The following is a 24,281-nucleotide window of genomic DNA, read 5'->3' on the forward strand; positions in this document are numbered from 1 at the left end:
CGGAGGTCGATGCGGCACGGGACCGGCCGTTCGCGCGTGAGACCGGAGCCTTCCGGGACCGGTCTCAGCGCACCCGGTCCCAGCGATGGGTTGCGGCCGGGGCCGGGTGGGGCTCTCGGTTGCGGCCGAGTGGGGTCAGGCCAGGGACCACATGGACAGACCGGCGGTGGTCACCACCAGGAGCCGACCCGCGTAGGTTCGCTCAGTACGCACCAGTGCCTCCGGGCCCTCAACGCCGGTGACCTCGAAGAGCAACTCCCCGCTTCGCACATCAACCCCGCTCAGGACCTGCCGCCCGGAGGCGGAGTCGAGGGAGAGCAGCGTGCTGCCGTCGCTGAGTGAGCGCCACGCCACCAGCGGCAGCCGTTCGCTCCAGATCTGCGCCCCGGTGCGTTCATCGAGCGCGGAGGTTCTTGGGCCCTCCTGCACCAGGACCAGGCCGCCCACCCGCGCCAGGACCGCCGTCATCCCGGAGGTGGATCGGCTCCAGTAGACGTGGTCGGGGCGGCGGTGGGAGAGGGCCTGCAGTTCCCCGTGCGCCAGGTGCAGGGAGACATCGGACATCAGGTCCTCGTCCACGACCAGGTAGTGACCCCACTGGCTGCGTGCCTCGCTGAGTTCCCCCTCGGCATTGAGGTAGCGGAACTCGCTCCCGTCCTCGGCCACCAGCAGCCATGGGTTCGCGGCGTCGGAGGGCGGGCGGCCCACCCAGAGGTCACCGATCTCCTCGGCCACCTGCCCGTCGGCCGCGTCGCGAACGGCGAACGACGGAACCGAGGGCCCCCCTAGCCCCATCCCGACCATGACGTAGTCCCCGGTGGTGCCCAGCAGGGTCAGCAGCGCGGGAACGTACCAGGCGCCGGCGAAGCCGAGGTCGGCCGACCAGCGTTGGGTGCCACTGGAATCCTCCCGGCCCAGGAACGTGCGCTCACCCTCCTGGCGCAGGCTGAGCACACCGCCATCGACATCCACCGCGGCGAGAATGCCCGGCCGGTGCTCCCGCATCGTCTCCCCGGCCATCGCATCGATCCGGATCAACTCGGCCTGCGCGGCCTCGCCACTGACGCACAACACATCGCCGTCGGGTTCGCCCTGGTGGCAGCGCAGGTACCGGCCCTCGGCCCGCCAGAGTTCGGTCCCATCGGCCACCGCGAAGGCGTGCACTCGGGAGCGGTTGGCCAGGATCGCCGCCTCCGGGCCCAGCCACACGTCGTGCGGGTCGCTGATGTCGACCTGCAGCGGCGTGAACCACTGCTCCGCAGGGGCGGCGATGTGCTCGACGATCCCGGTCCGCCAGGGTGGCGGCGGACGTTCGGCGAGCGCGACACCGGCCAGCACCAGGACGACGGCGACCGCCACCCATGGCAGGGGGCCGGGGAGGGTTCTCGAAGCGCCCGGGGTGCCGAGCCCCGACTCTCGCGGACCGAGCGGCGCCGAGGCGACGACCTCGAGGTCGAACTCCTCCGCTCGGGCGCGCATCAGGTACTCTCCAGGGACCACACCGACAGGTCGAAGGCGGTGAAGACCGCCAGGTGCGACTCATTGACGTCATAACTGAAATGACGGGATTCGGCGAGCGGTATCTCCCAGGTGACCGCACCGGTGCGCGTGTCGAACCCGGTCAGGACCGAGACGTCCTCGCCGGTCACGTGGGCCAACGTGGTGTCGGCACCCAGGCACGGGCACCGGGGCATCTGCCCGGGGCGGGTCCACCGCAGAGTGCCCTCCTCGGCGTCCAGGCCGTACCAGGAGCCGCCGGACCAGCCCACCATCGTCCCGGCCAGGCGGGCGTGGGCGATCGCCCCGGACTCTTCGGTGCTGAAGGACCAGGTCTGCTCGCCGGTGGCGGCCGATAGCGCCCGTAGGTCGCCGGTGCTGTCGGAGAAGACCAGGTCCGAACCGGGGTCATCATCCACACGGAGCAACCCCGACTCCGCACTGACCGTGGTGGGGCGGCCGGACCGGTCGTAAAGCGTGACCTCGTTTTCCCGGCGTACCAACCATTCGCCGTCGTGACTCACACTCACGGCCTCAGTCTCCTCGTGCGGGGTCCCGTCCGCGAGATCCAGCGCCAGGTCGAGTCCGGCGCCATCGGCCACACGCGGGGCCTGGATCAGCACCAGATCATCGAGCACGGCCATGGAGACCGCGCCGAGGTCGGCTTCGGGTGCGCCGGGCACGCGGTGGGTCCAACGATGTTCCCCGGAATCGCCCGAACGCATCACGCTGATCGCCTCGGTATCGGAGTACAGGGTGATGTGTCCGCGGTCGTGGGGGAGCGCGGCCTCGAGCCCGGGTTGCACGGTGCGGCCGGTCTCGCCGGAGGCCATCGTCATCTCGATCAACTCCGAGCGGGCCCCCTGCCGGCTCACGCACGCGATGTCGTCCTCCTCCCTTCCGCACTGCATCTGTGGGGCCCGCACCTCCCAGACGACGTCGCCGCCGCGCAGGTCCACCGAGCGGACGAGGGTGGGACTGGCCGCGACCACCCGGTTCTCACCGAGCCAGACGTGCCCGTCCGAGGACCCACCGGCCTGGATCGGCAGGTGCCACTGCAGTTGCGGCTCGGATTCGAGAGAGGCGACGAGGCCGCGCTCATCCGGTTCGGCGGTTGGGGCCAGCACGACGCCGATGGCGACGAGCACGAGCCCGAGCAGGAAGAAGCCGACGGCGGACCGGGCCGGGCGGGCAGGCTGCGGCGGTGACGTGGCGGCCGGAGGAGGAGCTTCGACATCGAATTCCTCATCCGGGCGGGTCATGAGGCGATTGTGTCAAATCGTCCGACGGCGCATGCCGGGCCGCCCATGGGAGGCCCGGGCCGGATCCGGATGGTGGCACGGGCCGGTCGGCTGCGGAGGGCGGGCTACGTCGTCGTCCGCGTCCGTCGTCGGCCCTTACAGGTGCGGTGCCACCAGTTGCGTGTAGCGCTGGGCCATGGTGGCCACGGTCCGCGCGCCCGGGGCGGCCCAGATGTCGGCGTTGAAGATCTCCACTTCCACGTCCCCGGTGTAGCCGGCCTCGGAGACCCACGAGGTGATGGTGGGGAAGTCGACGTACCCATCGCCCATGAAGCCGCGGGACAGTAGCGTGTCCGCAGCCAGTGGCAGGATCCAGTCGCACACCTGGTAGGAGGCGATCCTGCCGGCGGCGCCGGCGCGGTTGATCTGCTCGCGCAGGTCCGGATCCCACCACACGTGGTAGGTGTCCACCACCACCCCGACGGTCTCGGCAGGGAACGGCTCGGCCATGTCCAGGCACTGCTTCAGGGTGGACAGCACCGCCCGGTCCGCAGCGAAGATCGGGTGCAGGGGTTCCAGCACCAGGCGCACGTCGTGCTCGGCGGCGAAGGGCGCCAGTTCGGCGATCCGCTCAGCCACCCGCGTGCGGGCGGCGACGATGTCCTTGTCCCCGTCCGGGCGTGCCGGCCGGCCCGGTTCGGTGGCGGCGTCCAGGCCGCCGACCACCATGACCAACTCCCGGGTGCCCAGGGTCGCGGCCTCCTCGATCGCGGCGCGGTTGTCCTGCACGGCCGCGGCGATTCCCTCGGGCTCGGCGGTGCTGAGGAACCCGCCCCGGCACAGTGATGACACCCGGAGGCCGGCCTCCTTCACGATCCGGGCCGATTCGGTGAGTCCGGTCTCGGCGACCCGGTCCCGCCACAGCCCGACCGCGCCCAGGCCGGCCTCGGCGGCCACCTGCACGGCCTCGGGCAACGTCAGCGTCTTCGTGGTGGCGGTGTTCAGGGACAACCGGGACAGATCAGCCATTGTTCCTCCATCGCCACGCTCGCTGCGGGCTTGCCTGGTAGGCGGTGCTGGGCCGGGCGTGGACACCCCGGCGGGGCGCATCAGAGTTCGATCGGGGAGAGTTCCACTCGCTTGCCCTGCGTGCTGGAGGCCAAGCCGGCCTCGGCCAGTTGGACGCCGCGAGCGGCCGAGAGCAGGTCGTAGCGGTGCTCACGCCCGGCCAGCACGTCGCGCAGGAACTCCTCCCACTGCACCTTGAAGCCGTTGTCGAGGTCGGCGTTGTCGGGCACATCCAGCCATTGGTCACGGAAGGACTCGGTGACCGGCAGGTCCGGGTTCCACACCGGCTTGGGGGTGTGGGCGCGCTGCTGGGCCACACACTTGCGCAGGCCCGCTACGGCCGAGCCGTGGGTGCCGTCCACCTGGAACTCGACCAACTCGTCCCGGTAGACCCGCACCGCCCAGGAGGAGTTGATCTGGGCAAGGATCGGGTCACCGTCGGGGGAGGTGACCTCGAAGATCCCGTAGGCGGCGTCGTCGGCGGTGGCGTCGTAGGCCTGCCCCTGCTCGTCCCAGCGGGTGGGGATGTGCGTGACGGTCTTGGCGGTGACGGCGTCCACGGTGCCCAGGATGCCCTCGAGCACGTAGTTCCAGTGGCAGAACATGTCGGTGGTGATGCCGCCGCCGTCCTCGGTGCGGTAGTTCCAGGAGGGTCGCTGGGCGGCCTGGTGGTCACCCTCGAAGACCCAGTACCCGAACTCGCCGCGCATGGACAGGATCCGGCCGAAGAAGCCCTCCTGCACCAGCCGGCGCAACTTCACCAGGCCGGGCAGGTACAACTTGTCGTGCACGACGCCGGCGGTCACCCCGGCGGCATTGCGCACCCGGGCGAGTTCGATCGCCTCCTCGAGGGTCTCGGCGGTGGGCTTCTCGGTGAAGATGTGCTTGCCGGCCTTCATCGCCGCGGTCAGCGCGGCGTAGCGGCGGGAGGTGACCTGGGAGTCGAAGTAGATGTCGATGCCGGGGTCGGCGATCACCGCGTCGACGTCGGTGGTGTAGTGCTGCACGTCGTGCTCACGGGCGATCTCGGCCAGGGCGTGCTCGCGCCGGCCCACCAGGATCGGCTCCACCTGGACCTTGGTGCCATCGTCCAGCACCACCCCGCCGGCGTCCCGGATCGGCAGGATCGAGCGCAGTAGGTGCTGGCGGTATCCCATCCGTCCGGTGATGCCGTTCATGGCGATACGCAGGGTGGTGGTGCTCATTGGTGCCTCCCGGTCGGTGCGCAGTACCACATTCGGAATGCGCTTTCCGCAGAGCGTACGCGGGCGGGGTCAACCTCGTCAAGGCACCGATCGGGTTGCCCGGGTGCTCAGGTCTCAGGTGCGCAGCGGGGTGGAGTCCCGCAGCACCACGGTGCCACGCACGCGCACCACGCGGATGCCGTCCTGTCCGGTCTGCGTGGTCACCTCGGTATCGCCCTCACGGTCGGCATCCGCGTGGTGCCCGGCATCGCTCAGGGGGAGGCCGAGGGCGAGCTGGGTGGCCAGCACTCCGGCCTTGTGCAACGGCACCCGCACGGTACTCAATGAGGGCGTCACGTCGCGCAACGTGGCGATGTCATCGAAACCCGCTACGCCTACATCAGCGCCTACTCGAACGCCGGCATCGCGGGCCGCGGCCATCGCCCCCACCGCCATCACGTCGTTGACGGCGAACACCGCATCCACCTCGGGGCTGCGCAGGTCGACCCGCTCGATGAGTTCGGTCATCGCTGCGTACCCACCATCGCGGGTGAAGGCCGAGGTGACCACATGCTGGGGTACCCCGGGGCCCGCCCCGGCCGCGTCCCGGTCCCTACCGGCCAGACCGGAGGTGAACCCCTGCAGTCGTTCCCGGGCGGTCAGATGTCCGGGCGGGCCGGCCAGCACCGCGAAGGAGCGGTAGCCCCGGCCCACCAGTGCCGCAGCCAGATCCGCGGCTCCGCTGACATTGTCGATCGCGACTGTGTCCGCCTCGAGCACCGGTTGGCTGACCATGGCTACCGCGCCCCCGCCGGCCCGGTAGGCGGCCAGCGCCGCCCCCAGTCGCGCGTGCATCAGATCATCATCGTGCCGGCCCCCGGCAATCACGATCGCCCGGGCGCGTTGGCGGTGCAGTACCCCGACCAGGGCGAGTTCGCGTTCGGGGTCGTGCTGGGTGTTGCCGAGGGTGACCATCAGGTCCGACCGCTCCGCCGCGGCGCCGACACCGGAGGCGATCGCGGAGAAGTAGGGGTCGGCGATGTCGTGCACGATCAGACCGAGCGCGGTGGTGCGGCCCCGGGCCATCGCCTGGGCATTGGCGTCGGGCAGATAGTTCAGTTCTGCGGCGGCGGCCAGCACCCGCGCGCGCAGTTCCGGACGAACCGTGCGCGTCGCGCTGCCATTGATCGCCCTGGAGGCAGTGGCGAGGGAGACGTCGGCAGCGCGAGCGACGTCCGCAAGGGTGACGGAACCGGCCATGGAGCACAGGGTAAGCGCTTGCACGCCTGGGCGGGAGACTTGCCGTCATTTCGCGGTTGCGAGTTTCGCCCGGGCGGACGCCCCGAGCATCGGCACAGGTGCCCCTTGCCTCGGTGCAGCGGGCTCCCGGAAACCCGACACATGCTCCGGGGCCGGGCGCTACCGTAGGGCCAACATGCCGGCCCATGCCCACTGCCACCCGTCTCGGTGGTGGCCGCCGGACGACTCGTGTCCATCGGGGGTGCCGGGAGCGCGCGTGGCTAGTGGACGCAGAACTGGAGGGGACGTGGTCACGATCCGGGACGTGGCCCGCCGGGCCGGGGTCTCCATCGCGACGGTGTCACGCTCGCTGAACAACCAGGACCGGGTGAGCGGCGCCACCCGCGAGCGGGTCCTGGCTGCGGCAGCAGCGCTGGACTATCGGCCCTCGCAGGCGGCCCGAGGACTGGTCACCGGCCGGCTCGGCACCGTCGGAGTGGTGCTACCCGATGTCACCAACGGCTTCTTCACCCCGATCCTGGCCGGTATCGAGCAGTACGCCCAGGAGCGCGGGCTGGGCGTGCTGCTGGCGGACTCGCGCGAGGATGCCAACGCCGAGCGGGAGCTGGTGCGTCGGATGAGTCAACTGGTGGACGGGGTGGTGCTGGTGGCTTCCCGGCTGCCCGACGACGAGATCCTGGAGTTCGTCCAGACCCGGCCCACGGTGCTGGCCGGCCGGGTGGTGGCGGGCGTGGACGCGATCGCGGTGGACTCCGGGGTGGGCACCGACCAGATCCTGACCCACCTGGCCGGGTTGGGTCACCGGGACGTGCTGTACCTACACGGCCCGCGTCAGTCCTGGGCGGGCGAGCGCCGGGTGGCTGCGGTGCGCCAGGCGGCCGGGCGTCTGGGTGTGCGCTTACAGGAGAGCGAACCGATGGCCCCCAACTTCGCGGCGGGACGGGCCGCCACCGAGTACGTGCTGGCCCAGCAGGCCACGGCGGTGATCGCCTACGACGACCTGATCGCCTGGGGCCTGCTCACCGGTCTGGAGGACGCCGGAATCGCCGTTCCCGAGCAGCTCAGCGTGGCCGGCTGCGACGACGCCTTGCAGACCGGGATGTCCCGCCCTGCATTGACCACGGTCTCCGCAGACCTGGACCGGATCGGGACCACTGCGGCAGAACTGCTGTTCGACCGGATCGCCGATCCCGGCGCCCCGGTCCGGACCTCGGTGCTCGGCTCGGCGGCAGTGCTCCGTGCTTCCACGGGGCCGGTGCCGGTCTGACCTGACTGCGCCGGGCCGGACTGCGCCGGCCGTGCGACCTACCTGCTGTAGTGGCGCACGCACGAGGGCACCAGCGCCGGCACGGCGTCGCGGTAACGGGTGTAGCGCCTTCCGAACCTCTGGCTCAGGTAGGTCTCCTCCGGCTCGATCACCCAGCGTTGCAGTGCTCCCAGCACGGCGGGGAGCGCGAGCAGCGGCCACAGCGATCCGAGCCGCAGGCTCACGCCCAGGTAGATGAGGAGGTCAGCGGCGTATATCGGGTTGCGCACGTGCGCGTACGGCCCGGAGGTGACCAGTTCATCGACGCGTGCCCAGGGCACCACGGTGGTGTGATGGCGCCGCATCGTCCAGAAGGCCCAGAGCATCAGACCCAGGCCGGCTGCGGCCAGTAGCGCGCCGGCGAACCGCCCCCGACGGCTCGCTCGGGGCGGCCCGGTGCCCCCGCGCCGGGCCGGCAGCGGTCGGCGCCGGTGCATCAGCGCGGCCAGAGCCAGCGGCACCCCGAACAGCGCCGGCGGCAGCACCCGCACGTGTGCACCGGAGGTGTCCAGCCACCGCACCTCCTGTCGCTGCTCAGTCATCGCCGGTGTCCTCATCCACCCAGTCGAAGGTGCGAGTGACCGCCTTCTTCCAGTTCCGGTACAGACGCTCGCGCTCATCGGCGTCCAGAGTGGGGCTCCAGCGCCGTCCCTCGGCCCAGTTGTCGATCACGTCCTGCTCACCGGACCAGAAGCCCACCGCGATCCCGGCGGCGGAGGCCGCGCCCAGGGCGGTGGTCTCCGAAACCTGGGGCCGCACCACGTCCACACCCAGGATGTCGGCCTGGAACTGCATCAGCATCTCGTTGCCGACCATGCCGCCGTCCACCCGCAACTCGGTCAGTTCCACCCCGGAGTCGGCGTTCATCGCCTCCAGCACCTCGCGGGTCTGGTAGGCGGTGGACTCCAGCGTGGCCCGGGCCAGGTGGCCCTTGCCCACGTACCTGGTCAGGCCCACCAGGGCACCGCGGGCGTCGGGGCGCCAGTACGGGGCGAACAACCCGGAGAAGGCCGGAACGAAGTAGGCCCCGCCGTTGTCGGGGACGGTGGCTGCCAACTCCTCCACCTGGGCGGCGGTCTCGATCAACCCCAGGTTGTCGCGCAGCCACTGCACCAGGGATCCGGTCACCGCGATGGAACCCTCCAGTGCATACACCGGGGCGTTGTCACCGATGCGGTAGGCCACCGTGGTGAGCAGGCCGTTCTCGGAACTGATGGCCTCTTCCCCGGTGTTCAACAGCATGAAGTTGCCGGTACCGTAGGTGTTCTTGGCGTCGCCGGTCTCGAAGCACGCCTGCCCGAACGTGGCCGCCTGCTGGTCACCGAGGATCCCGGCGATCGGGACCCCTGGCACCCCGGAGTCGTCATCACCGGTGCCGTAGACCTCGGCGGAGGACCGGATCCGGGGCAGCATCGAGGTCGGGATGCCCATCTCCGCTGCGATGTCACCGTCCCACTCCAGGGTGTGCAGGTCCATCAGCAGCGTGCGTGAGGCGTTGGTGACGTCGGTGACGTGCAGCCCACCGGAGGCGCCACCGGTCATGTTCCAGAGCAGCCAGGCGTCGGTGTTGCCGAAGAGGAGATCACCGGCCTCCGCCCGGGCGCGGGTGCCGTCGACGTTGTCCAGGATCCACTTCACCTTCGGCCCGGAGAAGTACGTCGCCAACGGCAGACCGGTGGTCTCCCGGTACCGGCCCGGCCCCTGGGCTCCGCCGAGTTCGTTCACGATCCGCTGGGTACGCGTGTCCTGCCAGACGATGGCGTTGTGCACGGGTTCGCCGGTGTGCTTGTCCCAGACCACCACGGTCTCGCGCTGGTTGGTGATGCCCACCGCGGCGAGGTCGTTCGCGCGCAGGTCAGCTTCTGCCAGGGCCTGCGCGATGACCTCGCCGGTGTTGTGCAGGATCTCGTCCGGGTCGTGCTCCACCCAGCCGGCGCGAGGCAGGATCTGGTGGTGTTCGAGTTGGCCGCCGGCCACGATCCGGCCGCTGTGGTCGAAGACGATCGCACGGGTGCTGGTGGTGCCCTGATCGATCGCGAGGACGTGCTCCGCCATGAACCTACCTTTCACTCGAGAAGCCCACAGTACCGAGGCCCGGACCGCCGCGAACAGCATCACCGGTCGCGCCGGACGCTAGGGAACGGGCAGAGTAGGGGCGTGAGCGACTCCATGATCCAGATCCGTCCCGCGCTACCGGCCGACGTCCGGGCCATCAAGCGACTCGTGGAGCCCTACGCCCAGCGACGCATCCTGTTGGCCAAGGACCTGGTGGACTACTACGAGTCCGTGCAGGAGTTCTTCGTCGCGGAGACCGAGGATGCGCTGGTGGGCTGCGGAGCGCTGCACGTGATGTGGGAGGACCTCGGGGAGGTGCGCACTCTGGCGGTCGATGAGCAACTGCTCAAGACCGGCATCGGGCACACCCTGCTGGAGCGGTTGCTGGAGCGGGCCCGTGAACTGGGCCTGACGCGGGTCTTCTGCCTGACCTTCGAAGTGGACTTCTTCCGCGAGCACGGGTTCGAACCGGTGGCCGGGGCGGTGGTGGAGCCGGAGGTGTTCACCGAGATCCTGCGCTCTCGCGATGACGGTGTCGCTGAGTTCCTGGACCTGGCCCGGGTGAAACCGAACACCCTGGGCAACACCAGGATGTTGCGCCACCTGTGACCCCGGACCGGTCGGTGACGGAAGCGTGCGGCTGCCGCCGGAGCGTGCCGCCGGCGACATCGTGGAGCCGGACGCCGACGCTCACCGAGACCGCGGAGCGGGGCCCGACGACGGAGCGAGGTCCGACGACGACGCTGCACCCGTAGCGGCCGGTGCCTCAGGTGCTGCGGTGCTGGGGCAACGTGCTGAGAGCCCGGTGCAGGATCCCCACGCGCACCAGTGCCACCACCACCGCCACCTGGGCCACCAGGATGGCGCCCACGATCGCCCCGGCCAGGGCGGAGACGTCGATGAGGGCCCACACCACGACGCCCAGCACGGCCGCGGCACCGATCACCTTGATCATCGTGGCCAGGTTCTGGATGGTGCGGGTGAGCACCGTGATCGGTTGGCCCGAACCCGCTGCTCGACGCGAGTCCGAACTTCCGGGAGTGCCCGCACCGGACAGCAGGGCGAACAGTCCTCTGCCCACCAGGATCCCTGCGATCACACCCAGGACCTGGCCCTGGGCGATCATGCTCACCCCGGCGACGGCCGGCGGGTCCTGACCGTACGGGCCGGCCATGCTCAGCGCGGCCGCCCCCAGACCGGCCAGCGCCAGTGGAGCCGCCAGCACCGCCAGCAGGGCGCGCGTGTGGGCCTTGACCGCTCGGGCGATGACCACGTCGGCGGGCATCGGTTCCTCCGGCCCGGGTGGGTCCGGGGTCTGGCTGTTCACGGCTCCTGAGCCTAGCCGTTCGGTCCGGCGGATCCGGGACGGCCGTTCCCGCAGGTACGTTCCGCGGTGGCATCCGGCGCCATGACCGAGGTGCGCGTATCCGATGACTCGATGGCGTTCGGCATTGTCGCCCGGCTGACTGCGGGCCCGAATGCGCCGGGAAGGCGATAACCGCCGGGGCCCTGCTCGGCGAGTCCGTCCCGGACCAACCCGGCCAGGGCCCGCTCGAACTGGGTGGTTTCCGGCCACAGGGGCACCAGGTCGTGGACCGGTACCACCCCCTCAGTGGCCCGCAGGGCGGCCATGATCCGACCCCGCACCTGGCGGTCGGTGCCGGCCCATGCCTGCCGGCGACGTCGGTGGGCGTGGCGGTCCTGCGGTCGACCGGCTGCCAACCAGAGGCACCGGTCCCGCACCGGGCAGTCCCCGCAGCGCGGCGCCCGGGCGGTGCACACCAGCGCACCCAACTCCATCAGTGCGGCATTCCAGCGGGCGGACCTGTCCGCCTCGGCCGGGAGCAGGTCGGCCGCACGTCGGCGTTCGGCGTTGGTGAGGGTGGGTGCCGGCAGCGCGCCCGCACCGACCAGGCGCTCCAGAACCCTGCGCACGTTCGTGTCCAGCACCACCGCGCGGCGCCGGTGGGCGAAGGCGGCCACGGCCGCCGCGGTGTACTCACCCACGCCCGGCAACGATCGCAGTTCCGCCTCGGAGGCGGGGACCACGCCGTCGTGCTCCTCGGCGATGGCCCCGGCCGCCTGCTGCAGTCGCAGCGCCCGGCGCGGATAACCCAATCGGTCCCAGGCGCGCAGGACCGCCGCGCTCGGGGCGGCGGCCAGGTCGGCCGGGGTGGGCCAACGGTCCATCCACTCCACCCAGCGCGGCAGGACCCGGGCCACCGGGGTCTGTTGCAGCATGATCTCGCTGACCAGCACACCCCACGCGCTGACGTCCGGCCCACGCCAGGGCAGGTCGCGGCCGTGCTTGCTGAACCAGTCGAGCAGCACCTGATGCAACGGTGAGGGGCACATCTGCCCATCGTCCCATCGCTGCGGCTGTGTCACTATGCTCGCATGGCTAGATCCAGAGGTCGCGGCATGGGAGGACGCCGTACCAGCGGGCGGGCCTCGTCGAGCCGGTCCCGATCGACCAGGTCGCGTTCGGGGGCCTCCCGCCCCAGCAGGGGTCGGTCGAGGTCGTCCAGTTCGGGTCGATCGCGCACCTCGCCGCGGTCGAGTTCATCGGGTTCCTTCGGCGCCCGCAGGAGTAGCGGCGGGGGCCCGGGCGGCGCCGGCTCGCGTGGCCGCAGTGCCGCCAGGCGCAGTTCCAGCAGTGCGTCCTTCGGCCGGTCCGCGGCCCGGCGCAGGCGCTCCTACGGCCGTTCGCACGACCACCGCGGTTACGGACATCAGCATGGGTACCGACGCCGCCGCGGTGGCAGCATCCTCGGCGCGGTGGTCGGCGTGATCGTGGTGATCGTGGTGCTGGTCATCCTCTGGGCGATCCTGGTCTGAGCCCACGCCGCTGCGGCTCCGCCCGGGTGGTGACGGCCCGGCTTAGCATGATCGCCGATGGCCCGCAGCAGACGACCCGCATCCGGGACCGGCAGCGCGACGAAACGTCAGCGCGCCGGCCCCGGCTCGCGGCGTCCGACGTCCTCACGCACCGGTCCGAGTCAACGCCGTGGACCGGGACGGGCGAGCGGTCGCGGGCGCAACCCGAATCGTTGGCGGTTCTATGTATTACTTGCCGTGCTCGGGTTGATCGTGGCCGCCGTGGTGTGGTTCACGGTGGGCCGCGAGGCGTGGGCGTCCTTCATGGACGGCCGGAGCGAAGCCGCCCAGGAGCAACCCGTGGCCGACGGCGGCACGGGCGAGCGCGAGGACGAAGCCAGTGACGCCGGCGACGCCGGTGGTGCCGGCGACGACGGCGACGACGGCGAGACCGGCGGCACCGAAGCCGGTAGCGGACCGGCCCCCGCCAACAGCGACACCGAGGATCCGGACGAGGACGCCCTGGCCAACCCGGTCCAGTGCCGCAGCGATGCCATCAGCGTGGAACTGGACGTGGGTGGGTCGCGTCACCCGGCCGGGGATGCGTTACCGATCGCGGTGTCGGTGGCCAACACCGGTCCGGTGCCGTGCCTGGTGGACCTGGGTCACCACGCGATGCAGATCGACGTCACCTCCGGTGATGACGAGATCTGGACCACCGCCGAGTGTCCCCGCGGGGAGGGCACCCGGGACCTGCTGTTGGACATCGATGCCCGCGTGGGGCACACGGTGACCTGGAACGGGCAGCGGTGCGGCTCCGATGCCGCGGCGCAGGCAGGCACCTACCGGATCAGTGTGTCGGTGTCCGGCAGCGATGGCCCCGCGCGGACCGGGGCAGTCCTGGAACTGACCTGACCGGCCGCTCCGGCTGACCCGCGCCGGATGAGCCCGGGTCAGATGAGCCCGGGTCAGACGAATCGCTCCAGCAGGGAGGACTCGGCCTGGCGGGACAACCCCTCACGAACGCTCCGGGCCCGTTGCGACCCCACACCCTCGACCACCTCGAGGTCATCGATCGTGGCCGAGAGCATCCGCTGCAGCGATCCGAAGTGGCGAACCAGGGCCTCGATCACCGAGGGGGGCAACCGCGGCACGCGGGTCAGCATCCGGTGCCCGCGCGGGGCGATCGCCGAATCCAGCGACTCGCCCTTGCGCCCGCCCAGGCCGAGCACCCGCGAGATCTGAACCAGGTCGATCAACTCGGTGGAGTCCAGGCCGGTCAGGTCATCCAGCACATCGTCGAGACTGCGGGCACTGCGCTCGTCCAGGTAATCGCGCACCACAAGTTCCAGGTCCGGACCCACGCCGGAGATCAGTTCGTCGAACTGCAGTGCCAGCAGGCGCCCGTTGGTGCCGAGTTCCACCACGTAGTCGGAGATCTCCGCCGAGATCCGGCGGACCATCTCCAGCCGTTGCACCACCGCGGCCACGTCGCGGACGGTGACCAGGTCCTCGATCTCCAGGGCCGAGAGAGTCCCGGAGACCTCATCGAGCCGGGCCTTGTACCGCTCGAGCGTGGCCAGGGCCTGGTTCGCCCGGGACAGGATGACGTCGGAGTCCTCCAGGACGTAGCGTTGATCGCCCACGTACACGGCCACGATGTGCATCGACTGCGAGACCGAGATCACCGGGAACCCGGTCTGCTTGGCCGCGCGTTCGGCGGTGCGGTGCCGGGTTCCGGACTCGGTGGTCTCGATGGTGGAGTCGGGCAGCAACTGCACGGCCGCGCGCAGGATCCGTCCGGCGTGCTGGTCCACCACGATCGCGCCGTCCATCTTGGCCAGTTCGCGTAACCGGGTGGAGGAGAAGGGCACATCGAGTTCGAACCCACCCGAACACATCCCGGCGACCACGTCGTCGTAGCCGAAGACGATCAGGGCTCCGGTGCGTCCACGCAGCACCCGCTCCAACCCGTCCCGTAGTTCCGTGCCCGGGGCGACCGCGCGCAGGGTCTCGCGCATCAGCGCGGGCAGTGCCGTACCGGCCACGTAGCACCTCTCGCAGATCGGCTGATATCGACGGCGACGCCACGTTGTCGCACCGCCGTACCGCGGCTGGCGCGGTGCAGCACAGTCTAGAGGCTGACCACGGTCGCGATGGCGCCGGTGGTGCCGGTGCTCAGGGCGTGGACAGGGCGTTCAGCGCACCGGGCGCGGACGCGGGCGGGCCAACTCGATCGCCTCGGCAAGGTCAGGTGCCTGCAACACCTGCATCCCGGCCGGCCCTCGCACCGGTTCGGACCCCGGACGGGGGCGGGGCACGATCGCGGTGTGGAAGCCGAGTCGGTGCGCCTCGCCCAGGCGCCGCTCGGTGCCGGTCGCTGCGCGCAGTTCACCGGCCAGGCCCACCTCGCCCACGGCGATCATGCCGGCGGTGGTGGGCATCTCCTGCACGGCGCTGGAGACTGCCAGCGCGATGGCCAGGTCCGCGGCCGGCTCCACCGCGCGGGAGCCCCCCACGGTGGACACGTACACATCGGTGTTGGTGGTGACCAGCCCGCACCGTGCCTGCAGCACCGCCAGGGTCATCGCGAGCCGGGAGGAGTCCACGCCGGAGGTGGTCCGCCGGGCGTGCGGGTTGGGTGTGGGGGCGACCAGGGCCTGGATCTCGATCGGCATCGGGCGCCGCCCGTCCAGGGTCACGGTCACGCACGTACCCGGCACCGGCTGGCGGGCCCCGGAGAGGAACAACCCGCTGGGATCGGGCAAGGAGTGGATGCCGGACTCGGTCAGGGTGAAGCACCCGACCTCATCGGTGGGCCCGTACCGATTCTTCAGCGCCCGCACCATCCGCAGTTGGGCGTGCTTGTCTCCCTCGAACTGGCAGACCACGTCCACCAGATGCTCCAGCACGCGGGGTCCGGCGATCGAGCCGTCCTTGGTCACGTGTCCGACGAGGACCACCGGCACCGCGGCACGTTTGGCCACAGCGATCAGGGCGGAGGCCACCTCGCGAACCTGGGTCACCGAGCCGGCGCTGGACTCCACCTGGGCCGAGGAGATCGTCTGGACCGAGTCCACGATCACCAGGTCGGGGGTGGTCTTACCGATGTGGGCCAGCACCGAACCGAGGTCGGTCTCGGCGGCCAGCAGCAGTGACGGTTCCAGGGCGCCGATGCGTTCGGCGCGTAACCGCACCTGGCTGGCCGACTCCTCCCCGGTGATGTAGAGCACCGTGGCGCCCGCATGGGCGGTTCGGGCGGCGGTATCGAGGACCAGGGTGGACTTGCCCACACCGGGCTCCCCGGCCAGCAGCACCACCGCTCCGGGAACCAGCCCACCGCCGAGCACCCGGTCGAACTCACTGACGCCGGTCGAGCGGAACCGGGCACGTTGGGAGTCCACCTGCTCGATCGGCAGCGCTGGGGTGCGCACGCTGGCTGCCGCTTTGGTACGGGGGCCACCCTGTTCGGCCCCGGCCTCGATCACGGTGCCCCAGGCTTGGCACTCCCCGCATCGCCCGACCCACTTGCTGGTCGTCCAACCGCACTCGCTGCAACGGAAGGCGGCTCTTGTCGCAGGAGGCATGCCCGGAACTCTACCCATCGGCTCCGACACCCGGGCTCGCGCCCCGAGCCTGTGGGCCCGCCGATGGCGTCGGCGCAACCGCCGTATCGCCGGGTGCCCGACCCCGGCCCCAGGCGCACCGCCCGACGGCGGTGCTAGTGCGCCAGCCAGGCGGCGAAGGCGTCGAAGGAGTAGGGCCGGCCGAGGAAGTCGGCCACCAGATCCGCCGCGTCCCTGCTGCCGCCTGGCACCAGCACCGTCTCCCGGTACCGATGGGCGATCTCAGGGGCGAACATGTCCTCCCGCTCGAACGCCGAGAACAGGTCCTTGGCGATCACCAGCGACCACATGTAGGTGTAGTAACCGGAGGAGTACCCGTCCAGGTGCCCGAACGCCGCGGCCATGTGGGTCCCGGGGATGTAGGGGAACAACGAGTACTGCTCCTGCAGCTGCGCGGTCCGGGCGGTCAGGTCCTCCACCTGGTTGACGTGGAAGTCGTAGGACATCGCCGCGTAGAACATCTGCGTGCGCGCGTCGAAGCCCTTGCCGAAGTCATCGGCCCGGCGCATCCTGGCCACCAGGTCCGCTGGGATGGGATCACCCTCGGCGTTCACCGCGAAGGTGGCGAGCACCTCGGCATCCCAGGCCCATTCCTCGAGCATCTGACTGGGGGCCTCCACGAAGTCCCACTCGGTGGCCACCCCGGAGAATCGCACCCACTCACCGCGCCCGGCGAGGACGTGGTGCAGCAGGTGGCCGAACTCGTGGAAGAGGGTCACCACGTCGTCGTGCTCCATCAAACCGCGGGAGAAGTTGCAGGCGAGCACCCCCTCGGGCAGCTGCACCCCGGACACGCCCGGCACCAGATCGAACTGGGCGGCGTGCTTGAACTTTCCCTCCCGGGGGTGCAGGTCCAGGTAGATCCGGCCCAACGACTGCCAGGGTGTCTCTTCGCCCGGACGGCCTTGCTGCCCGCCCGCCGAGGCACCGTCGTCGGCACGTCCGGTGCCGCCGTCGTCGGGACTCCCGCCGGCAGCGTCCTGCCGCAGGTAGACGTCGTACACCGCCACGTCCTCGTGCCAGACCGGCACCTGGACCGGCCGGTAGACGAGACCGAACAAGCGGCCGGTGACCTCCAGCAGCCCCTGGCGTACGCGCGTGAAGTCGAAGTACGTGCGCACCTGCCCCGAGTCCACCCCGAAGCGTTCCTTGCGGACCAGTTCGGTGTAGTAGGTCAGGTCAGCCGCATCGATCGTGGTGGCCTCCGGCCGGTCCTGGCGCAACCGGTCCAGCAGCACTTCTCGGTCCCGTTCGCCGGACTCGGTGGCCGCAGCCGCGATGGAGTCGATGAACTCCTTGATCGCCGTGCCGGAGCCGATCATCTTCACCTCGGCGTCGTAGTCGGCCCAGTTGGCGTAGCCCACCAGGCGGGCGTACTCGGCGCGCAGGGCGAACATTTCCTGCAGCAGCCCATCGTTGACCGGCCAGCCCCGGTTCAGGAACTCGATCCGCAGTTCCCGCCGGGCGCCGGCGTCGTGGGCGAAGGTGGCGAACGGGATGATGTCGGGGTAGTCGGTGGTGACCTGCACCAGCCCGTCCGTTCCGGCGGGGTGGGTATCGAGCCAGTCCTGCGGCAGGCCGGCCAGGCGGTCGGGGCTGAGCCGGATGGAGCGCACGTCCTGGCGGATGTTCCTGCTGAGGTCCTGGCTGATCACCACCAGGCGCTCGGAGATCTCCCGCAGGCGCTGCCGGGTGGCTTCGTCCCGGTCCACGCCAGCCCGGCGGAAGTCCTGCAGCACCTTCGCGTGCAGCCGCGCAGCCAACTGGTCCAGGCCGGAGGGGTCGAGGCCCTCGAAGACGGCGAACAGGTCGGTGTCCAGTTCCAGTTCGGTGGTGAGGCGCTCCACGTCCTGCAGGGTGTCGTCCCCTTTGGTGCGGGCCCGTTCGGAGGTGTGCATCTCACTGAACACCGAGGCGATCGAGGCCAGGGTCGAGATGGTCCGTTCGACCTCGTTCCACCTGCGCATCACCTCGGTGGCATCGAGGCCGGAGGTGGCCTTGAGGTCACCGACCAGGCCTCGCGCGCGGGCCAGGTCGTGCGTGGCGCGGTCCTGCAGCCAGGAGGGCGCGTCGGCATCGGTGGGCAGGGTCAGGGAGTTCGACGTCGTCACACCGACCGAGCGTAGTTGCCCGGGAGGATGCCCCGATGGTGCTGCGCGGATCCGGCTGCGGCGCGCGGCAACGGGGTGGGTGCGCTGTTGGGGCGCACCTGCGCCGTGCGGGTGCGTACTCTGGCTGTCATGTCCGGCCGACACGTTGATTCTCCCGAACCCGCAGGCGGCGCAGGTGAGGCTGCGCACTCCGGCACCACCGGAGCGGGGACTGGCGGCACCACGGCCGGCGGTCGGGTGCAGAAGCCGGGCCGGGGCCGGGTGCTGTTGATCGTCGTGATCGTGGCCCTGGTCGTGGTGGCGGCGATCGTGACCGTGCTGCTGATCCAGAACCAGCGCCAGAGTCAGGCCGAGCCGGAGGTTCCGGACCCGGTCACCACCACCCTGCCGACGCCGACCCCGGCCGGGGACCCGATCGAGGTCAGCGAGGACAGCCAGCTGGTGCAGGCGTTGCCCACCACGGTGCTGGACCACGTCCTCACCGAACTGGCGGCCGATCAGGATGCCTTTGTCGAGCACGAGGCTCTGGAGGGCTGGTTCCTCACCTACAGTGCGCCCGGCTCGGACATCGAGGTACACGTGCTGCAGTGGGACAGCGCCGATGAGGCCGCCGCCCACGCTGAGGACGTGGCCTCCGGACCGGACGGACTGTCCGACGGCGAGGGCCGGCGCAGCGGGGACGTGGCGGTGCAGGGGGAGTCGGTGGGCCGCTACGAGATCGGGGTGCTCGCCGGGGAGCAGCAGCCCGCCGAGCCGTCCACGCCGGCCGACGACGACTCCGAACCGGTCGCCACGCCGGAACCGCTGGGGCCGGGAATGGCAGTGTGGAGCAACGGCACGGTGGTGTTCGTGGCCACGGGTGACGCGGGACGGCTGGCCCAGTTCTACGACAACTATCCCTTCTGATCACCTCCGGCGATCCGGGCGGTGGGACAGCATGAAGACGGAGGAACCATGAGTGGCAAGGTGGCCTTGATCGGCACCGGGGTGATGGGGCAGGCGGTGCTGCGTTCGGTGGTCGAGCACACCGGTGCCGAGCAGGTGCGCGTGCATGACGTGCGAACCGAGGCCGGCCGGAAGGTGGCGCAGGAACACAAGGTGATGTGGGCCGAAACGGTCGGAGCCGCCGGGGAAGGCGCAGAGGTCGTGATCGTGGCCGTCAAACCACACGACGTGTCCGGCGTGCTCGCCGAACTCGGCCCGGTGCTCACCGACAGCACGGTGGTGGTCAGCATCGCCGCCGGAGTGAGTACCGCAAGGATGGCCGAACACCTTCCCGAGGGCACCGTCACGGTGCGCGTGATGCCCAATACCCCGGCCCTGATCGGGCAGGGTGTCAGCGTCCTCAGCCCGGGCCCGCATGCCACCGAGGAGCACCTTGGGCTGGTGCGCGACCTGATGGCCGGCACCGGCTTCGTCACCAGCGTGGCCGAGAACTACCAGGATGTGGTCACCGCGATCAGCGGCTCCGGTCCGGCCTACGTGTTCTACCTGATCGATGCCCTGGCCGAGGCTGCGGTGCTGGGCGGGCTGAGCAGGGACCTGGCGCTGGAACTGGCCCGGCGCACGGTGGCCGGTGCCGGTGCGATGGCCGCGGAATCGGCGGACCACCCGGTGGTGCTCCGCGAGCGCGTCTCCTCGCCGGGTGGCACCACCATGGCCGCCCTGGCCGAACTCGACGACCGCGCGGTGCGGGCCGCGGTGGTGGCCGCAGCGCAGCGTGCGTGGGAGCGGGCCGGGGAACTGGGGCAGGGCTGATGACCGCCCGGGTGCAACTGCCCTGGAGTCCGGAGCTGCTGACCTACAACTTCGGCCCGGGCCATCCGATGGCGCCGGTTCGCACCCGGCTGGCATTCGCGCTGCTGGAGCACCTGGGCCTGCTGCAGAGCCCGCAGGTGCACCTGATCGAGGCGACTGCGGCCGACGACGCGATGCTGGGCACCGTGCACGAGCCCGGGTACATCCAGGCGGTGCGCCGGGGCGGTCGGGGCACACCGGATGAGCAGCGCGGCCTGGGCACCATGGACAACCCGCTGTTCGAGGCGATGCATGATTCCTCGGCCCTGATCGCCGGGGCCTCGGTGGCGGCAGCGCGCGCGGTGTGGACCGGGCAGGTGCCGCACGCGGTGAACATCGCCGGCGGGTTGCACCACGCCATGGCGGGGCGGGCCGGAGGCTTCTGCATCTACAACGATGTGGCGATCGCGATCCGCTGGCTCCTGGACCATGGCGCCGAGCGGGTGCTGTACGTCGACGTCGATGCCCATCACGGCGACGGGGTGGAGGCGGCGTTCTGGGATGAACCGCGCGTGGTGACCGTCTCGGTGCACCAGAACGGGGAGACGATCTTTCCCGGCACCGGCTTCGCCCAGGACATCGGTGGGCCGAACGCGCAGGGGCATGCCGTGAACGTGGCATTGCCACCAGGGGTCGATGACAAGCCGTGGTTGCGGGCCGTGGAGGCGGTACTGGTACCCGTGGCCAAGGAGTTCGGGCCCCAGGTGATCGTCAGTCAGCACGGGGCCGATGCCCACCGGCACGACCCGCTGACGCAGATGGACGTCTCCGTCGACGCCCAGGTTGCGGCCGCGCAGATGATCGCGCAGGTGGCTGCTGAGCACGCCCAGGACCGGTGGGTGGCCACCGGCGGTGGCGGATACGACGTGGCCGCCACGGTGCCGCGGGTGTGGGCCCGGGTGGTGGCTGCGGCGGCCGGGGTGGACATTCGCGCCGATACACCCACGCCGCAGGCCTGGCGGGACCTGGTCGCTGAACTGGGGCTGGGCCCCGCACCGGAGACGATGGGGGAGGGCATGGACACCGGCATCCGCTCCTGGGTGGATGGATACGACCCTGCCGACTCGGTGGACCGGGCCATCATGGCCACCCGCCGCAGCGCGTTCCCGTCACTGGGGCTGGACCCGCTGACCGCCTGGTGAACACCGGACGGAGTCGCAGGTAGCACGGGATCGGAGCAACCGGGATCTCGATCGTCACACCGTCCACTTCCTTCCCAGGCCGTTCTCCCATAGGATGCTGAACTGTCCGGCACCGCGACAACGATGACGGATGCCTCGATACCCGACCCCATGGCGGGCCCGAACCGGAAGGAACAGCCGATGGCAGATGCCCAGGCACCGAAGTTCCTGACGGTGGCCGAGGTCGCCGACATGGCTCGGGTCTCCCGGATGACCGTGTACCGGATGGTGCACTCCGGTGAGTTGCCGGCGGTCCGGGTGGGCAAGTCCTACCGGGTACCCCAGGCCGCGGTCGAGGAGATGCTGTCCGAGGGCCTGGACCGGCCCGGATCGGCATCGGCGTCCGGTCGCTGATCGAGCGCGTAGACTACCTCCGCAGTACCCACCGCCGCTGCGGCTGACGCAGGGGTGGTGCGCTTTGATCCTGTTTCTGTCTGTTCCAACTGTGTGAGGTCCCGTGGGCTCGGTAATCAAGAAGCGTCGCAAGCGGATGTCGAAGAAGAAGCACCGCAAACTGCTCCGCAAGACGCGCCACCAGCGCCGCAACAAGAAGTAGCCACCGACTGGGGGCCCGCCCCGGTGCGGTCCCTCAGCCCTGGCGGTGGCCCACGAGCCGGCGCAGCAGTGCCCTGCTCAGGGCGCGCAGACCGGTGGCCACGGCCCAGACGGCACCGGCCTGGCCCGCGGTGCGTAGCCCACTTCGCACGTTGCGGCGCCGCCGGCGGAAGTCCCGTACCGGCCAGCCGATATCGGCGGCGAACAGTCGCAGCCGTGGGTCGGGATTGATCGCGCACGGCTCACCCACGGTGCGCAGCATCGGGATGTCGTGGCTGGAGTCGCCGTAGGCGGCGCACTCGGCCAGGTCCAGCCCCTCTCGTTCGGCGATCTCGCGTACTGCGGCGGCCTTGTGCTGCCCGTGCATCATGTCCCCCACCAGTCGTCCGGTGTAGACCCCGTCCCGCTCCTCGGCCACCGTTCCCAGCACCCCGGTCAGGTTCAGCCGCCTGGCCACCAGTTCGCCCACCTCTCGGGGTGCGGCGGTGACGATCCAGACCTGGTCGCCCTGCGCCAGGTGATCGTTGAGCAGGTCCCGGGCGCCCGGGAAGATGCGGTGGGTCAGGACCTGTTCGTAGAGTTCTTCGGCCACCGCGAGCATCTCGGCCACCGAGTGCCCCTCGATGGTGGCCAGCGCGCGGGCCCGGACCCTGGCGATGTGCTTCTTGTTCTCCCCGAACAGGAAGTAGTAGAAGGCGTGCGCGGCGAAGAAGACGATGTCACGGCGCCGGAACATGCCCCGGCGATGCAGTTCTCTGGCCAGGTGGTAGGAGGACGCGCCCCGGACGATCGTGTTGTCGACGTCGAAGAACGCTGCGGACCCGGATCTCACGGGCCCACCCTAACCATGCCCGCCGCGTTCGGCACGAACCGGCCCGGAGCCGCGGAGATTTCCGGACCCTGCGGGGCGCGCCGACGCAGCCGGTCCCGGTGCGCGCCGGCCGGAAGGGTACCGGCGCGGGCCGGTATCGTGGATGCGTGGATGAGTCGACGGTGCGGGTCGAACTGGTGGTGCGGGAGCAGTGCCACCTGTGTGAGCAGGCGCGTCGGGTGGTGCGCTCGGTCTGTGAGCCGGCGGCCGTGGACTGGGTCGAGGTGGATGTCGACGAGGACCCTGCACGGCAGCGCCGGTACGGCGAACTCGTGCCGGTGGTGCTGGTCGATGGGGTTCAGGTGGACTACTGGCAGATCGACCCGGACCGGCTTCGGGCGGCCCTGCAGGGAGCGGGCGCGCCCGGGCGGCGTGGGCTTCGCGAACTGCTGCGCCGTCGCCGGCAGCAGTAGCGGCGGCCTGCCGTGCCCATGACGGGCGGGCAGGCGAGAGAGCGAGCGAGCGCCCGGGCGCGGCCCGGGCGCTCGCCGTCGGTCTGGGCAGCGATGCTGCCGGCAGTGCCGGTGTCAGCCCTGCAGGATGCCCACGACCTCCAACTCGATGGCGACCTTGTCGCCCACCAGGACGCCGCCGCCCTCGAGGGCCACGTTCCAGGTCAGCTCGAAGTCCTTGCGGGAGATCGAGGTGGTCCCGGAGAACGCGGCACGGGTCTCCTGCCCCGGGCCGGTGCCCACGCCGTCGAGTGCGGCGTTCAGGGTGACCGGCTTCGTGACGCCATTGATGGTCAGGTCGCCGGAGACCTCCAGGTCGCCGGCGGTGCCGCTGACCGAGGTGGAGGTGAAGTTCCAGGTCGGGTTCTGCTCGGCGTTCCAGAAGTCAGGGCTGGTCAGGTGCTGGTCTCGCTGCTCGTTGCCGGTGTCCACGCTGGCTGCGTCGATCTGCACGCTCGCCGAGGACTCGGTGATCGGATCGCCGACGGTCAGCGAGCCGGAGAAGACGGCCATCGAACCGCGCACCTTGGCGATGCCGGCGTGGCGGACCGAGAAGCCCAGGTTGGAGTGGGCGGCATCGATCTCGTAGGTACCGGGGGTGAGGGTGGACATGCAGTGACTCCTTGAGTGGTAGGTAGTTCAACGTTCAAGTATGTAGTTGAACATGGAACTATCGCTGTGTCAAGATGGTGCCCATGAACGAGACCGGAACCCGCTGGCTGTCCCCGCATCAGCAGCAGCAGTGGCGCGCGATCCAACGCGGTATGGCCTTGGTCACCGATCACCTCGACCGTGACCTGGTGGCGGCCGAGGGGCTGAGCCTGCATGAGTACGAGGTGATGGTGCGCCTGTCGGAGGTCCCGGATCGCCGGCTGCGGATGTCCACGCTGGCCGATCAGCTTGTCCACTCCCGCTCGCGCCTGACCCACACGGTGGGCCGGATGGAGGCCAAGGGCCTGGTCAGCCGGTGCAAGGCGGACGGCGACGGGCGGGGGGTGCAGTGCGTGCTGACCGACGCCGGGTTCGAGCGGCTGGCCGCAGCAGCACCCACCCACGTCGCTTCGGTCCGGCGGCGTCTGGTCGATGTGCTCGACGACGACCAGCTGGACGCACTCGGCGCTGCCTTCACCCGGATCGCCGCGGTGATCCAGGAGTCGACGACGACGCAGCCCCAGCCGGCCCTGGCGGGACCGGCCGAAGGGGTCGCCCGGGGCTGAGCCGGCACCGCTGGCGCGGAAGGCGGTGGAAGTTTGCGAGACT

General features: G+C 70.6%; 24 protein-coding genes. 10 read left to right on the forward strand and 14 right to left on the reverse strand.

The window, feature by feature from the left end; translation table 11 throughout:
- Positions 1 to 135: 135 nt before the first annotated feature.
- The 5 genes from ACO0LU_RS04960 to ACO0LU_RS04980 all read right to left on the reverse strand — a co-directional run bounded on the left by ACO0LU_RS04960 (position 136) and on the right by ACO0LU_RS04980 (position 6,250).
- Positions 136 to 1,479 (reverse strand): PQQ-binding-like beta-propeller repeat protein, encoded by a 1,344-nt coding sequence (locus ACO0LU_RS04960; protein WP_424790321.1) that lies wholly within the window; start codon positions 1,477 to 1,479, stop codon positions 136 to 138.
- Entirely contained in the window at positions 1,479 to 2,759 is a 1,281-nt protein-coding gene (locus ACO0LU_RS04965; protein ID WP_424790322.1) for a PQQ-binding-like beta-propeller repeat protein, read from the reverse strand. Before ACO0LU_RS04965 ends, ACO0LU_RS04960 begins: the two co-directional genes overlap by 1 nt.
- Before the next feature lie 135 nt (positions 2,760 to 2,894).
- Complete coding sequence (locus ACO0LU_RS04970; protein ID WP_424790323.1) at positions 2,895 to 3,767, reverse strand: sugar phosphate isomerase/epimerase family protein; 873 nt, start codon at positions 3,765 to 3,767, stop codon at positions 2,895 to 2,897.
- A gap of 80 nt (positions 3,768 to 3,847) precedes the next feature.
- The gene (locus ACO0LU_RS04975) at positions 3,848 to 5,011 is read right to left on the reverse strand and encodes a Gfo/Idh/MocA family protein (RefSeq protein WP_424790324.1); all 1,164 of its coding nucleotides are present in this window, start codon (positions 5,009 to 5,011) and stop codon (positions 3,848 to 3,850) included.
- Between the two features lie 114 nt (positions 5,012 to 5,125).
- A complete protein-coding gene (locus ACO0LU_RS04980; RefSeq protein ID WP_424790325.1) occupies positions 5,126 to 6,250 on the reverse strand; it encodes a LacI family DNA-binding transcriptional regulator in 1,125 nt (374 codons plus the stop codon).
- Between the two features lie 286 nt (positions 6,251 to 6,536).
- Here ACO0LU_RS04980 and ACO0LU_RS04985 point away from each other — a divergent pair, with 286 nt between their 5' ends.
- Positions 6,537 to 7,517 carry a LacI family DNA-binding transcriptional regulator gene (locus ACO0LU_RS04985; RefSeq protein ID WP_424790326.1) on the forward strand — a complete coding sequence of 327 codons (981 nt, stop codon included), beginning with the start codon at positions 6,537 to 6,539 and terminating at the stop codon, positions 7,515 to 7,517.
- A gap of 38 nt (positions 7,518 to 7,555) precedes the next feature.
- Here the strand turns inward: ACO0LU_RS04985 and ACO0LU_RS04990 are convergent, their stop codons facing one another.
- Both ACO0LU_RS04990 and glpK read right to left on the reverse strand, forming a co-directional pair.
- Entirely contained in the window at positions 7,556 to 8,098 is a 543-nt protein-coding gene (locus ACO0LU_RS04990) for a methyltransferase family protein (protein WP_424790327.1), read from the reverse strand.
- Positions 8,091 to 9,611, reverse strand: coding sequence for a glycerol kinase GlpK (glpK, locus tag ACO0LU_RS04995; protein ID WP_424790328.1), 1,521 nt, complete (start codon positions 9,609 to 9,611; stop codon positions 8,091 to 8,093). Before glpK ends, ACO0LU_RS04990 begins: the two co-directional genes overlap by 8 nt.
- A gap of 114 nt (positions 9,612 to 9,725) precedes the next feature.
- Between glpK and ACO0LU_RS05000 the strand changes: the two genes are divergently transcribed.
- Entirely contained in the window at positions 9,726 to 10,220 is a 495-nt protein-coding gene (locus ACO0LU_RS05000; protein WP_424790744.1) for an amino-acid N-acetyltransferase, read from the forward strand.
- A 157-nt stretch (positions 10,221 to 10,377) separates the two neighbouring features.
- Here ACO0LU_RS05000 and ACO0LU_RS05005 read toward each other — a convergent pair whose 3' ends face one another.
- Both ACO0LU_RS05005 and ACO0LU_RS05010 read right to left on the reverse strand, forming a co-directional pair.
- Positions 10,378 to 10,938: a hypothetical protein gene (locus ACO0LU_RS05005; protein ID WP_424790329.1), complete on the reverse strand. Its 561-nt coding sequence runs from the start codon at positions 10,936 to 10,938 to the stop codon at positions 10,378 to 10,380.
- Between the two features lie 11 nt (positions 10,939 to 10,949).
- On the reverse strand, positions 10,950 to 11,966 hold the full coding sequence (locus tag ACO0LU_RS05010) for an A/G-specific adenine glycosylase (RefSeq protein ID WP_424790330.1): 1,017 nt from the start codon (positions 11,964 to 11,966) through the stop codon (positions 10,950 to 10,952).
- Between the two features lie 720 nt (positions 11,967 to 12,686).
- Between ACO0LU_RS05010 and ACO0LU_RS05015 the strand changes: the two genes are divergently transcribed.
- Entirely contained in the window at positions 12,687 to 13,343 is a 657-nt protein-coding gene (locus tag ACO0LU_RS05015; protein WP_424790331.1) for a hypothetical protein, read from the forward strand.
- A gap of 53 nt (positions 13,344 to 13,396) precedes the next feature.
- Here the strand turns inward: ACO0LU_RS05015 and disA are convergent, their stop codons facing one another.
- The 3 genes from disA to ACO0LU_RS05030 all read right to left on the reverse strand — a co-directional run bounded on the left by disA (position 13,397) and on the right by ACO0LU_RS05030 (position 18,165).
- The gene (gene disA, locus ACO0LU_RS05020) at positions 13,397 to 14,449 is read right to left on the reverse strand and encodes a DNA integrity scanning diadenylate cyclase DisA (protein WP_424790745.1); all 1,053 of its coding nucleotides are present in this window, start codon (positions 14,447 to 14,449) and stop codon (positions 13,397 to 13,399) included.
- A gap of 177 nt (positions 14,450 to 14,626) precedes the next feature.
- Positions 14,627 to 16,033 (reverse strand): DNA repair protein RadA, encoded by a 1,407-nt coding sequence (gene radA, locus ACO0LU_RS05025; RefSeq protein WP_424790332.1) that lies wholly within the window; start codon positions 16,031 to 16,033, stop codon positions 14,627 to 14,629.
- 116 nt (positions 16,034 to 16,149) lie between these two features.
- Complete coding sequence (locus tag ACO0LU_RS05030) at positions 16,150 to 18,165, reverse strand: M3 family metallopeptidase (RefSeq protein ID WP_424790333.1); 2,016 nt, start codon at positions 18,163 to 18,165, stop codon at positions 16,150 to 16,152.
- A gap of 129 nt (positions 18,166 to 18,294) precedes the next feature.
- On the opposite strand from ACO0LU_RS05030, the gene ACO0LU_RS05035 reads away from it, so the two are divergent.
- The 5 genes from ACO0LU_RS05035 to ACO0LU_RS05055 all read left to right on the forward strand — a co-directional run bounded on the left by ACO0LU_RS05035 (position 18,295) and on the right by ACO0LU_RS05055 (position 21,699).
- Entirely contained in the window at positions 18,295 to 19,071 is a 777-nt protein-coding gene (locus ACO0LU_RS05035) for a hypothetical protein (RefSeq protein WP_424790334.1), read from the forward strand.
- 48 nt (positions 19,072 to 19,119) lie between these two features.
- Entirely contained in the window at positions 19,120 to 19,923 is an 804-nt protein-coding gene (gene proC, locus ACO0LU_RS05040; RefSeq protein WP_424790335.1) for a pyrroline-5-carboxylate reductase, read from the forward strand.
- A complete protein-coding gene (locus ACO0LU_RS05045) occupies positions 19,923 to 21,104 on the forward strand; it encodes an acetoin utilization protein AcuC (protein ID WP_424790336.1) in 1,182 nt (393 codons plus the stop codon). Before proC ends, ACO0LU_RS05045 begins: the two co-directional genes overlap by 1 nt.
- Before the next feature lie 180 nt (positions 21,105 to 21,284).
- Complete coding sequence (locus ACO0LU_RS05050; RefSeq protein WP_424790337.1) at positions 21,285 to 21,497, forward strand: helix-turn-helix domain-containing protein; 213 nt, start codon at positions 21,285 to 21,287, stop codon at positions 21,495 to 21,497.
- A gap of 103 nt (positions 21,498 to 21,600) precedes the next feature.
- Positions 21,601 to 21,699 carry a 30S ribosomal protein bS22 gene (locus ACO0LU_RS05055; RefSeq protein ID WP_005504750.1) on the forward strand — a complete coding sequence of 33 codons (99 nt, stop codon included), beginning with the start codon at positions 21,601 to 21,603 and terminating at the stop codon, positions 21,697 to 21,699.
- A 33-nt stretch (positions 21,700 to 21,732) separates the two neighbouring features.
- Here ACO0LU_RS05055 and ACO0LU_RS05060 read toward each other — a convergent pair whose 3' ends face one another.
- Positions 21,733 to 22,530, reverse strand: a complete 798-nt coding sequence (locus ACO0LU_RS05060) for an HAD family hydrolase (RefSeq protein WP_424790338.1) — start codon at positions 22,528 to 22,530, stop codon at positions 21,733 to 21,735.
- Positions 22,531 to 22,676: 146 nt separating this feature from the next.
- Between ACO0LU_RS05060 and ACO0LU_RS05065 the strand changes: the two genes are divergently transcribed.
- The gene (locus ACO0LU_RS05065; RefSeq protein ID WP_424790339.1) at positions 22,677 to 22,982 is read left to right on the forward strand and encodes a glutaredoxin family protein; all 306 of its coding nucleotides are present in this window, start codon (positions 22,677 to 22,679) and stop codon (positions 22,980 to 22,982) included.
- A gap of 114 nt (positions 22,983 to 23,096) precedes the next feature.
- Here the strand turns inward: ACO0LU_RS05065 and ACO0LU_RS05070 are convergent, their stop codons facing one another.
- Complete coding sequence (locus tag ACO0LU_RS05070) at positions 23,097 to 23,633, reverse strand: YceI family protein (protein WP_424790340.1); 537 nt, start codon at positions 23,631 to 23,633, stop codon at positions 23,097 to 23,099.
- 83 nt (positions 23,634 to 23,716) lie between these two features.
- Here ACO0LU_RS05070 and ACO0LU_RS05075 point away from each other — a divergent pair, with 83 nt between their 5' ends.
- Positions 23,717 to 24,238, forward strand: a complete 522-nt coding sequence (locus ACO0LU_RS05075) for a MarR family winged helix-turn-helix transcriptional regulator (protein WP_424790341.1) — start codon at positions 23,717 to 23,719, stop codon at positions 24,236 to 24,238.
- Positions 24,239 to 24,281: the final 43 nt, after the last annotated feature.

This window comes from Pseudactinotalea sp. Z1748, from assembly GCF_049725185.1.
GTDB lineage: Bacteria > Actinomycetota > Actinomycetes > Actinomycetales > Beutenbergiaceae > CALKWS01.